The sequence below is a fragment of the Hyalangium gracile genome, from assembly GCF_020103725.1.
Taxonomy (GTDB): domain Bacteria; phylum Myxococcota; class Myxococcia; order Myxococcales; family Myxococcaceae; genus Hyalangium; species Hyalangium gracile.
The window spans coordinates 151,657-163,292 of record NZ_JAHXBG010000022.1 but is presented as its reverse complement, the minus strand read 5'-3'; the positions used below and the strand labels follow the sequence as shown (position 1 = coordinate 163,292).

4 protein-coding genes are annotated in these 11,636 nt (G+C 69.0%); 3 read left to right on the top strand and 1 reads right to left on the bottom strand.

Annotation, left to right across the window (positions count from 1 at the left end):
• Window positions 1–30: 30 nt before the first annotated feature.
• The gene (locus KY572_RS34925) at window positions 31–411 is read right to left on the bottom strand and encodes a hypothetical protein (protein ID WP_224248004.1); all 381 of its coding nucleotides are present in this window, start codon (window positions 409–411) and stop codon (window positions 31–33) included.
• A gap of 167 nt (window positions 412–578) precedes the next feature.
• Between KY572_RS34925 and KY572_RS34920 the strand changes: the two genes are divergently transcribed.
• From KY572_RS34920 to KY572_RS34910, 3 genes are all read left to right on the top strand, one after another.
• Window positions 579–1,244 (top strand): polyamine aminopropyltransferase, encoded by a 666-nt coding sequence (locus KY572_RS34920; RefSeq protein ID WP_224248003.1) that lies wholly within the window; start codon window positions 579–581, stop codon window positions 1,242–1,244.
• 152 nt (window positions 1,245–1,396) lie between these two features.
• Window positions 1,397–5,860 carry a hypothetical protein gene (locus KY572_RS34915; RefSeq protein WP_224248002.1) on the top strand — a complete coding sequence of 1,488 codons (4,464 nt, stop codon included), beginning with the start codon at window positions 1,397–1,399 and terminating at the stop codon, window positions 5,858–5,860.
• Window positions 5,861–5,955: 95 nt separating this feature from the next.
• Window positions 5,956–11,622 (top strand): RHS repeat-associated core domain-containing protein, encoded by a 5,667-nt coding sequence (locus KY572_RS34910; RefSeq protein ID WP_224248001.1) that lies wholly within the window; start codon window positions 5,956–5,958, stop codon window positions 11,620–11,622.
• Window positions 11,623–11,636 lie beyond the last annotated feature (14 nt).

Genomic DNA, 11,636 nt, shown 5'->3' with positions numbered 1-11,636 from the left:
TCGGGAACCCGGTTCAATGGCCAAAGGGCTTCAGAGAGTGCAGGTCCAGGTGCCGCCGCTGCAGAAGCACCCTCCCTGGCCCCCAAAGTTGGCGTAGCAGCAGGGAGCCCGAGCCCGATCCGGGGAGCACGCCGTCCCATGCATGGCGTCGCAGATGTCCCCTTCGCAGAGCGGCTCCCAGGCGCAGTACTGGTACTGGCCATCACACCCCACCCAGTCGTTCTGCCTGGCGGAGCACGTGTTCCCCGTACAGGACTTGGTGACGCCCTCCCACTCGCAGTACGTCGAACAGGTGACCAGCTCCTGAGAGGTACTCTTCAGGCTCTCGGACACGGGCTCGGGCTCGACGCCCCCACACCCCACCAGGACGGCACTGACGAGCACTGCAAGTGAAAGCCAACGGCGGTTCATGACTTCTCCTTCATGGGAAGAGCACTCCTCGACCACCGAGGAGCGAGCGGCGCGGAGCCGTCCCCAGATCAAGGACAAGGCCATCCACCACTTGTTGCAGCGGCGACTTCCGATTCCAGAAGGAGCGGTCGGCACCGACCGCCCGGCTTTGGACTAGTCTGCCGCGCATGAAGCCTTGGGAAGTCCTCGCGCGAGCCCCTGCCCCGGACGGTGGAGAGTTCGTGCTCCACCACCGCGACGGCGAGTTCGTCATCCGCGTCCACGGGCAGGAGCTCATGTCCTCGCGGGTGCACGGCTCCGAGGAGGCCATGGCGCGGCTGGGGTGCGAGGGCCTGCGCCACGTCCGAGGCGCTCGGGTGCTCGTCGGAGGGCTGGGGCTCGGCTACACGCTGCGCGCGACGCTGGAGGCCCTGGGAGCCGAGGCCCAGGTGGTGGTCGCCGAGCTGGCCTCGGCCATCGTCGAGTGGAACCGGGGGCCGCTGGCGCCACTGGCGGGCCGGCCGCTGGAGGACTCACGGGTGCGAGTGGAGACCGCCGACGTGAAGCGCGTGATGCGCGGCGCCGGGCCCTGGCACGCCATCCTCCTGGATGTGGACAACGGGCCGGCGGCCCTCACGCGGTCCTCCAACGCGGGCCTCTATGACGGCCAGGGGCTCACCGCCGCGCATGAGGCGCTGGTGCCCGGTGGCACGCTGGTGGTGTGGAGCGCGGGCCCGGACACACGCTTCACCACACGCCTGGGCAAGGCAGGCTTCGACGTCCAGACGCACGCCGTGCCCGCGGGCAAGGGCCGTGGCACACGCCACACGCTCTTCGTCGCGCGCCGCCGCTGAGGAAAATCTCCGGAAAATCCGGTTCGGGAAGATTTCCCGGACACCTCGTTCGACACGGCAACCACCCCATTCGAGCGCCCTTCACGCGCTCTCTCAGCCGGGCTCGACCGGACGCTTTTCGTGCGTGCCGAGCCTCGCGAGAGGAGTTTGCCTTGCGTCCGTTGAACGTGTTGTGTCTCGGGGCCCTCTGCCTTCTGGCGGCCTGCGGTGCCCCCCTGGAAGAAGACTCCCCGCCCCCCGAAGCTCTCGCTGTTACCCAGGAGCAGGAGCTGAGCACGGCGTGCAATGAGAGCGCGCTGGCCTGGCCGACGGGAAGCGGTGACTCGCAGAAGACGTGCGAGGTGCCGTGGAACTACGGCCTGACCTGCTACAAGCAGCAGGTCTCCGCGAACTGCGACCGGACCGGGTACGTGCAGAAGCAGTGCCCCGTCTATCAAGCCTGCCGCCATCCGGACTTCGGCAAGTCTCATTACGCGAGCCCCTCTCCCCAGTACACGAAGACCGTGACCTGCGCGCCGATCGAGGAGGAGGACTGCCAGTACTCCCCTGACATCGGCAAGGTGGAGTGCGAGACGGTGACCGTGGGCTACGCGTGCCAGGCGGCCTGCCAGGCCCGGGCCAATGCGGAGAAGAACACGGTCGACTCGCGCTTCCGCACCGCCGTGGTGGCCCACGTGCTCAGCTACACGCCCAACGTCCCCACGAGCACCTGCAAGTTCGAGCTCCAGAACTTCCCCATCTACAACCAGCAGGCCGCACCGCCGTGCCCGCAGATCGGCACGGTGCAGTGCGATGATCTCACCCAGCCCATCTATGCCTCCTGCCGGCACTCGGCCCACGGCGTGGACTCGACGAACAGCTGTGGCACGGGGACGCTCTTCACCACGTCCCCCGCGACGCTGGCGCAGGCGAAGACCCAGGCGACCGCCAGGTGGAATGAGCCCGCCCTGAAGAACGAAGGCAACATCACCTACTCCACCGCGCTCTCCTGCCGGACCTGTGACTCGCTGCCGCTCGACGCCGTCGATCCCGCCGTGCAGGTGACGCAGGTCAGCGCGAAGTTCGAGTGCCTCAAGAGCAGCCTCCAGGCCTACCCGACGCTCCCCCCGGCCGCCGGTGGCGCGACGCTGGAGAGCGAGCTCGTCAGCCGCCTGAAGCTGCTGTTCGAGCTGCGCGGCCACCAGCTCACGGAGACGCAGCAGGCCTACGTGCGCAACCTCTATGTCACCAGGCCGGCGCTGCATGGCACCTGCGGCACCGCCTTCACCCCGCCCACCGGTGTGGACCCCTCCTGCCCCAGCCAGGCGAGCCTGAACGGCTCGCTGCAGATGTGCCAGCAGCTCTCCTCCGCGCACGTGCCGTCCCAGTCCGCCGCGGCGGCGCTCAACAGCTGCATGGATCTGGGGATCCAGGTCTCCGCGATCTCCGAGGCGTGCAAGGCCCAGGAATACCGCGACGCCTACCACCAGATCTGGCTGAAGCTGTTCGAGCACAGCCTCGCCGACCTGAAGCGGAGCGGACAGGATCAGCTCCCGGACCAGGCGGATGTGACGGTGCGCCTGGTCCAGCTCAACCGCTGGTTCGAGGTGCAGCGCAATAACGTCCACGCGGCGGATCCCGACAGCGCGGAGCTCTGGCAGGACGTGAGCGACACGCTGGGCGTCTTCTGGAAGGCGGCCTACGCGCACACCCTCGTCAACGCGAACGGCACCGGGATGGTGGCGGATCCGCTCAACGTCGGGCTCAAGACGGACCAGGTCGTGCTGCGTGCCGCGCTGTCCCAGGCCCAGCCCCCGCTCAAGGGCGGCGCGCTGCTGCTCCTCTTGAGTGATGGCTTCCGGGGCCTCTTCGAGCGGATGGAGGACTTCAGCCAGCTGCATGACCTGGGCTGCCGCTTCAAGGGCTGTGAGTCGGGCCAGGTGAAGACGGAGATGAGCGAGCTGTGGGCGCTCTTCGCCTCGGTGCCGGACGCGGCCGCGCTCCAGAACGCGGTGAATGCCTCCACGGTGCTGGCCGCCTCCGCGTACCCCGGGCACGCGGAGTGGAAGAACATCTTCAACCAGCTCGCGCTGCGGCACGGCACCTTCGCCGCCGCGGTCACCGCCAGCTCCGGCGCGCCGTCGTACACGCCCGAGCTGCTCCGCGAGCCGCAGGGCGCTCCGAGCGTGCCGCTCGTCGCCTGGGCGAAGATGGTCCAGCAGGCCCACGCCTTCACCCAGAGCTACGCCAAGGCGGGCGTCTTCCAGAGCACCGCCCGCAACACGCTGCGCATCGGCATCCAGGAGTCGAAGCAGGTCCTCCTCAACAGCCACATCCAGAGCCGCAAGCAGGACCTCACCTCGGCGCGCGATCAGTACGTGGCCAACCAGGCCAACTACGTGAGCAACCTGCTGGCCGAGATGGGCAACGCGAGCAACCAGGCCTCGCTCGCCAACCAGCTCGACAAGAAGGTCGAGGAGTTCTACGCGCTCAACGAGGACCTGATCGGCCTGCAGGACAACCTGGCCCTCGACGAGGCCCAGTTCGGTGACTTCGCGGGCGCCTTCAACACCGTGCTGGAGCAGGAGGAGGCGCAGCTCGCGCTGATGCAGATCCAGCGCACGCCGACGCAGACCCTGAACGTCGATGCGGCGGACGCCCACTTCGGCGACCCCTGGGAGCAGATCCAGACGGTGGCCTTCGAGAACGGGGGACAGGTCTGGAAGGTGCAGGCCCAGGCAGGCCACCTGCTGAACTTCCGCACCACCGGCCTCTATGCGCCGAGCTGCGCGCTGCTGAATACCACCCTGGCGAACCCGGAGGATCCGAACGTCCAGCTCCCCGTGGTGGCCCCTCAGGGTGGCGCCCTCACCGGGCCGGGTGGCTACATCGTCACCTTCCAGGACGGGCAGTTCGCCACCGGGTCCACGTCGCTGAACGCGTATGCGCGCTCCTCGCTGGACACCAAGCTCTGCATGGGCGTCAAGGTCGAGGCGGGGTTCAAGTTCCTGGGTAACGGCGGGACGGCCTACGCCTCGGCGGAGGCCTGCATGGCGGCCTCCCTGGGGATGGAGACATCGGTCAACCTCAATGAGGGTGTGGACTCGCGCACCTCCGCATCCTTCGCCACGGGTCTTCGCGTCTCGAACACCCCCTTCCCCGGAGCGCCCGCGGGCAGCCTGCTGCTGGTGGCGATGGAGAAGGACGGCTCTGCTCCCGGGCAGATTCGCGACGTGCGCATCCTCCAGGAGCCGAACACCTCGGTCGTGGTCGAGGCGGACCAGGACTACTACCTCGTGGTGAACGACAAGGGCGGGTGCGTGGCGGACACCCAGCACGCCCTCACCGTGGAGTTCACCCAGCTGGTCCCGGCGGGCCAGGCGGCCAAGGCGCTGGGCAAGGCCATGGCGCAGTCGATGACGGACCTGCGGGCCGCCACTTCGGCGGCGGTCTCCCAGGGCCGCGTCACCTCCAGCGAGCTGAGCGCCCTGCGCGACGCCGCGTCGGCCCGGCTGCTCACCGCCTTCAGCCAGGAGTGCCCGGGCTGCCAGGTCTCGGACATGCCCCCGGTCTTCACCGCGCTCTTCAACGCGCACGTCAGCAAGGAGCTGGCCCGCCTGGAGCGGCTGCTGCAGATCCACGCCGTGGAGCGGGCCCTGCGGACGATGATGCTCGACTTCCAGTTCCTCCGGGACGACCTCGCCGCGGGCGAGGAGAAGGCACGCCTGCTGCGGCTGCTGCCGCTGTGGAACCTGCGCAACCTGGATGGCCTGATGATGCGCGAGGGCCTGCGCTCGCTCACCACCCTGGTCACCGACTACCTGTACCCGGTGATGGACCTGCGCTACCCGACGGCGATCGCCAGCCTGAAGACCGCGCCCGCGCTCGATACGCTGGTGCGGGCCAACTGGTCGGCGGACTTCCCCACCCTGACCACCCTGGCCATCAACGCGGTGTCGACCATCGAGACGAAGCTCGCCGACGCGCGCCTCAATGATCCGACGGAGAGCCACACGCTCGTGGCGCTCAGCTTCCCCCGTCCCAACATCAACAACAGCAACGTCTCGCCGTGGCGCAAGGCGGACAGTGAGCGCTCCGAGGCGCTGTGGGCCGCCCTGGCCAGCCAGGGGAAGTTCACCCTGAAGCTGACCCCGGAGGACCTGTACACCGCCGTGGGCGGCGCCTCCGGCCTCATGCAGTGCAACGAGGGCACGCCCCTGCTGAAGACGATGGCCTTCTTCCTGGTCCGGCCCAATCAGCCCTCGAATGACTCGCTCAACAGCCAGATGAAGCGGGCCAGCGTGGCCTGGTCCGACAGCTTCGCCTTCACCGGCGAGACGGTGACGAAGACGTACACCATGATCGACCCGCTCTGGCTCACGGGCTCGCCGCGCATCCTCTTCGGCAACGGCGCCCAGGCGCTCGAGCGGTTCGAGCTGCACGAGACGAGCAAGCCCGAGGCGAACCAGAACATCACCGGCGACGGCCTGTCTCCCTTCGGAGCCATGCAGGTCGACATGTCGGACTTCTTCCAGCAGGCCCCCAACCCGCTGGATGCCGCCACCGAGCTGGTCGTGATGTTGAAGGTGGACAAGCGCGCGGTGCTGGACGTCTCGCAGCCGCAGGTGTGCCAGTAGGCTGAACCCCCGTGTGGCCCAGGAGTGAGGCGGGCGTCCGAGCTCCGGGCGCCCGCCTTCTCCTGCCACGCGACTCTCTCTCACGGAAACCCCTCATGAAACCCTTCCTGCCCTTGCGGCGGCTGCTGTGCAGCGCCGTGACCTTGCTTTCCCTCGGCGCGTCCGCCCAGACGCTGCCCTTCAGCGACTCGAAGATCCAACCGCCCCAGCTCGGCGCGCCCCAGCGCGGCTCGCTCGTGGGCACCTACGCGCAGACGGCCTTCGGTCCGGCCGATGTCGCGCGCGGTGGCTTCTCCCTCGCGTCGTCCTTCTCCCTTCCCACCGAGCGCGGCGCGCCGCTGGCGAGCCCGTTCCCGTCCTACTCCGCCGACGCGGGCCTGTCCGAGTGGGGCCACGGCTGGCAGGCCTCGCTGGCCATCACCCGCTGGCGGGTGCGTGGGGATCTGGACTACGCCACCGACGAGCTCTCCAGCCCCTGGGGCCGCCTGGTCGCCGGCAGTGACGGGTACTGGTACCCGGCGGGGCTGAGCGGGCCGGTGCGCGTGCACCGCTCGGGCACGACGCTCACCGCCTACCTCTCGGACGGCAGCACGTGGACCTTCGGTGGCCAGGCTCGCATCGACACGGCCCAGGGCACCTATGCCTGGTACCTCCGGGACGTGGTGTCGGCCACCGGGCGACAGACGCACTTCGACTACGAGGCCAACGCCTCGGGGCGCCTCTTCGTCACCGCTGTCTCCTATGGCGGCACCGGCAGCAGCTTCCAGTACCGCATCGAGCTGAGCTACGCCTCCACGGCACGCACCTTCTCGGACTACCGCTCCGGGCAGGCGCTCCAGCTGGACCGGCGCGTCTCCCAGGTGCGGGTGAAGGCCCGCCACGCCACCCTGGGGACATTCCAGGAGCGCTGGCGCTATGAGCTCGGGTACCAGGAGGCTGGCGTCGGCACCGCCTTCTACCTCTCCCAGGTGCAGCAGCTCTTCAGCTCTGGCGAGGCGGCGCCCCCCGTGCGCTACACCTACCACTCGCCCGCCGCGGCGCTCTCCACCGCCCAGTTCCAGCCGGTGCCCAAGCTGTTCTCGGCGCTGCTGGCCTGGGGAGAGGACTCCATCCAGCCCTCGCGCGCCGCGCTGCTGGACGCGGACCGGGATGGGCGGCTCGACTTCGAGCACAGCCAGCGCCACACCCTCTTCGTGCAGGAGGAGAACGGGTTCCGGGCCGAGGAGCTCCCCACCCCGTCCGTGGGGACGGAGGCGGACTGCCGCCCCCAGGAGAGCGACTCGAACGAGCCGCGCCTGTTGACGCAGATGTGGCCCCAGCTGGACACCTACCAGGTGGTGTCCGTCCGCAACAACGCGGCCTTCACGCACACGGACGTGAAGGTATGCGGCCGTGATGGCGCGCTGATGGTCTCCCGGACGCTGCCGGGCTCCTGGGAGCTGAGCGCCAACACCCGCCTGGTGGACGTCAACCGCGACTTCCAGCCGGACCTGCTGCGCGTCTACGAGGGAGGCTTCGAGGTGCTGCCCAACACCAGCACGGGCCCTCACGAAGTCACGTTCGGGAGCGTGAGCGGAGGCATGCTGATGCCCGCCTTCAACCCCCAGGTCTCCTGGGTCCACGACATGAACGGCGACAGCCTGCCGGACATCGTGTCCCGCTTCGATGGCGGCTACGTGGTGTGGCCAGGCAAGGGCCACCTCGACTTCGAGACGGACGGGCAGACACTCCCCGTGCGCGTCACGACCGGGGAGGACCTGACGGAGCTGTCCAGCTATTCGACCACCTTCATGGACGTCAACCGGGACGGGCTGACGGACGTGCTGCTCTCCCGAGCGGACATCGCCTCGCTCTTCATCAACACGGGCACCCACTTCGCGGAGTTCTCCGTCCCGGCGCTCGGCTTCTATGACGGGCTGACGAGCCCGCTGGCGAACGGCGACTTCGCCGGCAGCGGCAACATCAGCCTCACGGTGACGAAGTTCGGCCAGGCCTTCACCGCCTCGCTGGACCGGCCCGAGACGGGCCTGCTGGCCACCGCGGATGACGGCAAGGGCACGGTGCTGCGCTTCACCTACGGGCGCACGCCCGCCACGCCCGGGGCGCGCTTCCGTCAGCCGGTGCTCGAGATGCTGGAGGTGGAGTCCTCCGGCTACGACAAGGCGACGTACACGTACCAGTACTTCGGCCCCAGCTACCACGGCGAGGGCAAGTACCTGGTGGGCTTCGACAGCGTGGTGCGCCAGGACGCCTCCATCACCCATGCGGTGAACTTCCTCAACGGCGACACCTTCGCGGGGTTGATGACGTCCGCCACCCGCACCGACGCGCGCACGCCGCTGGTGCGGGAGTACGAGTATCACCAGTACGAGGACGCGACGTACCAGGGCGTCGGCTTCAAGCGCCTGAAGGAGGAGGGCCGTGGCTTCCGGGACGCCTCCAACCCGGCCCTCGCTCTGGGGGAGAAGAGCCAGACCCTGGCCTTCGACGGGCTGTGCCCCACCCAGTCGGTCCACACCACCGCCTGGGGCAGCCTCACCACCACCAGCCAGCGCGCCAACCTCCCCGCCCTCTCCCAGCACCTGCACTGCCTGCCCGCCTCACTGACGCTGACGGGCACCCACCCCCAGGCGGCCCTGGACTTCCAGTACCAGGGCACCATCGTCCGCAACGCGGTGGGCCTGGTGGAGCGGGTGGACGCGCTGGGGCCCCAGGGGCCGCTGGTGCTGCAGTCTGTCGTCTACAACCCGGACTCCACCGTGAAGAGCGTGTCCGCTCCGGGCCAGGGCACCACCTCCTTCGAGTACGAGGCCGGGACGCTCCTGCTGAAGAAGGTGACGCAGCCGGGGGGCGTGGTGGTGGAGGCCTCCGAGCGGAGCCCCACGCAGGACGGCCTGCTGACGCTGACCACCCGGCGCGGCCTCAACACCCTGGCGCAGCGCTTCCGCTATGACGGGCAGGAGCGGCTGCTCAAGCAGTGGGACAACCTGGGCGCGGCCACCGAGGCCAACCCCAACGTGCTGCTGGCCTACCACTACGCCACCGCCACCCGTCCGGGCAGCATCGCGTCCACCTCCCTGGTGCATGCCGCCTCCGGCGCCAAGAGCACCACCCAGGAGTACGCCACGGCGGCCGGCGAGAAGGTGGCCACGGCTACCCGCATCCCGGAGGGCTGGGTGTTCGACGGCGTCACCACCCGCAGCCGCCAGCAGCTGAAGACCCTGGGCCACACGCGCCCCAACCTGCCCGCCCAGACGGACATGGCCTCGCTGGACTACGCCACCCTGCTGAGCGGCATCGAGTGGACGAGCAGCGCCCGCGCCGCCGGCTTCGGCTACGAGCTGGAGGCGCTCACCCGCCTGCACTCGGACGTGCAGAAGAAGACGGCCATGTCGTGGGTCCTGGAGGGAGACCTGCTGCGCCAGGAGACGAAGGACAACGACACGCACACCCGCCGCAGCTACCTGGATGCCGGCAAGCGCCTCGTGCGGTACGAGGACGAGGCCTCCACCACCTACCACTATGGCTATGACGCCCTGGGCCGACTGCGCAGCGTGCTGCTGCCAGGCAACCAGGGCCACCGGGTGACGTATGACGGCTATGGCCGGGTGGCGCGCGTGGAGCGCGATGGCATCGCCACCGTGGAGTACCAGTACGCCCCCACCACGGGACTGCTGAGCACCAAGCGCTTCCTCACGCCCCAGGCCAGCCTGGCGCGCACCGAGAGCTACCAGTACGACGCCATCGGCCGCCGCACCCATACGGTCCACACGGACACGGCCTCCGGCGCCACGCAGACCTACCGCTTCTACTTCGACGGAGCCACCCCCGCGCAGCCCACCAACACCAGCTGGCCGGGCTTCCTCACCGCCATCACCGGCGAGGGCTACACCAAGCTGCTCCAGTACCGGATGGATGGCACCCTCCTCAAGACGACCTTCACCCTGGATGGCTGGCGCACCGTGGAGACCCAGTCCACCTACGCGGAGGGAAGCAGCGTCCTGCAGGAGAGCGCCACCCTCAAGGACGGCAACGGACAGGCGCTGGGCACCACCACGAAGACCTATGCGTGGGATGCCTACGGCCGCGTCAGCGCCATCTCGCTGAACGGTCAGCCCTGGGCCAGCCTCCAATACAACCCCCACGGCCAGCTCGCGCTCGTGAACTTCGGCCAGGGGACCTCGGTGGGCTTCGGCTATGACGGCCTCACCCGCCGCCGCACCTTCGTGAGCCAGCAGACGCCCGCGTGGACATCCTCCGCCGGCTGGAAGCTGAATGCCCGGGGACTCACCGGGAGCGAGGTGCTGCAGGTGGGCGCCTCGAGCGTCAGCCGCCAGTACGGCTACTCCTCGCAGGGCTTCCTCACCAGCTCCACCGATGCGCAGAGCACCTACGGCTACGGCTTCGACAGCGTGGGCCTGCCCACCTCCATCACGGAGGGCGCCAACCACCGCCCGCTCACCCGCAACGGCAACACCCTCACGGCGGGCAGCGCCGTCTACACCTTCGATGCCCTGGGCCGCACCGTCGCCAAGGACGACCTGCTCCTCACCTACGGCCCCAACGGCCAGGTGGCCCAGGCCCAGCGGGGCGCCACCGTCTGGAAGTTCCTCTACGATGAGGCCGGCGAGCGCATCCTGAAGCTCAATGGCACCACCCTCGGCCCGGTGGCCGCCTACCTCCCTGGCGGCAGCTACCTGGACGCGTCCGGCCTGTCCCTGCCGGTGCGCGTGGAGGGCCAGCTGGTGGGCCTGCTCAAGAACGGCACCTTCCAGCCCCTGGCCGCGGACCACCGAGGCACCGTCCTGGCCGACGCCAACGGCACGCCTCGCCTGGCCTCGCCCTTCGGCAACCGCTCCACCCACCCCTCCTCCGCCGCGGCCCTGGACTATGTCCAGAAGGCCTATGACGCGGACCTGGGCTTCATCCGCATGGGCGTGCGTGACTACGACGCCACGCTCAACCGCTTCATCACCCCGGACCCGCTCTTCCTCGAGTCCCCCGACAAGTGCCTGGGCAGCCCGGTGGAGTGTAACCTGTACGGCTACGTCCGCAACCAGCCGCTCGACTTCCTCGACCCGACCGGCAAGGAGGGCCTGGGAGATCCGGTGAAGACGGGCACCGAGCTGAAGCTGATCAGCTACACGGGCCAGGTGGAGACCCTCCCGAGCGGGATCCAGGTCCTCCGTTACAGCGTCACCGCCGCGGGGAGCCAGGCCTCGAAGGGCGGCCCCCAGATGGATGTCCAGGTGAAGGCCTCGGCGCTCTACTACGGCAGCGAAGCAGAGATCGCTGGCATCCAGGCCAAGGTCGCGGCCCAGATGGTCGGGTTCTCCGCCGGAGCGAAGATCTCCCTCACGGAGGTCAAGGCGGCCATCGGCTTGAACCTCGCGTCGGTGAGCGCCGAGGCGGCCGGTCTTGGGGTGGAGGTGGGCTGGAAGTTCGAGTTCGGGTTCGGCATGGGCATCAAGGGCATCGAAGCGAAGATGCCGCTGGTGTCCGTGAAGTTCGACCCCGGCACCTTCATCCAGAGCGTGGCCAAGGCAGCCGACTTCGCCATGCACAACCCGCCGCTGGGCGCGGCCACCGTGTCCGCGGTGAGCGGCGGCTTCGGACGGCTCCTGCAATCGCCGGCCAACGTCACCGCCTATATCCGCAACGAGATCCTGCAGCGCGAGCAGTACATCAACCGCATCGAGTCCGAGCGGCTGGCGGCGCAGCAGGCCAACTTCACACCGAAGGCCTCGCTCATCTGCAAGTAGTCATCCCGAAGCAC